The 828-nt window shown below is 33.0% G+C and carries 1 protein-coding gene; it reads right to left on the minus strand.

Features of this window, described 5'->3' with window-relative positions:
• Nucleotides 1-327 precede the first annotated feature (327 nt).
• Nucleotides 328-597, minus strand: coding sequence for a DUF4177 domain-containing protein (locus K1J10_RS10585; RefSeq protein ID WP_061563704.1), 270 nt, complete (start codon nt 595-597; stop codon nt 328-330).
• Nucleotides 598-828 lie beyond the last annotated feature (231 nt).

Genomic DNA, 828 nt, shown 5'->3' on the forward strand with positions numbered 1-828 from the left:
GCTTACAGAACTGCTTGTGAAGCTCTAGAGGATGAGTTCAAGTAAATGTTGCACTTATTCTTGCAATTTATCAAAAGGTTTCATTGATTGTACCTCAAAATAATGCACAAAAGGAGCTTCATTAGAAGCCCCTTTCGGTAGGTCGCTACTGCAACCATTCATTAAGATTAAATAAATTATAATCCATTCGGAGCCATATGTCAACAAGTTAGCAAACTTGTTCAACCTCTATTTATTTTCGATTTCTAACTTATATTTTCCCTATTCTTGTTAGAATAACACATAAAGATCAGATTATTACTGGCAAAGATGAAGGATTAAAAGGAATTATATAATCTTCTCAAAAACCATAGTTGCTTGAATACGGTCTCCTCCACCTAATCCTTTACTTCCACCGTTCGCTGTACTGATTGTATGAAGTCTATATCCCTTAGATGCTTGGCGATTAATTACATCTTCTAATTCTGTAAGATTCCCCGAACCAGTGCCGAAAAACTTTTCTTTCAATGTCACTTGAAGAACAACATAATGCAATCCATTTGCTCCAGAAGCATTTGAAAAAGTGCCTTCTTGTTTTACAGTATCAAAAAATCCCATAAGCTTTCTCCTTCTATAAAAGTATCTTTTTTTAACAATCTATCTAAAACAGTATTACATTCAGATATTGGAAATGCCTCATTTTTCACTATCATTAAAATTATCCTGTATCATTATCAAACTAAATTTGTTATGATTTTAAACTAATTATTTATTTCCCCAATTGTCAAGTCAAGTGCAACAAAGTTGTTCCTCTGATTAAGCGAGTATCTTTCAAGCTGTTTGAGCTGA

This window comes from Streptococcus australis (assembly GCF_019930045.1).
In the GTDB taxonomy this organism is placed as follows: domain Bacteria; phylum Bacillota; class Bacilli; order Lactobacillales; family Streptococcaceae; genus Streptococcus; species Streptococcus australis_D.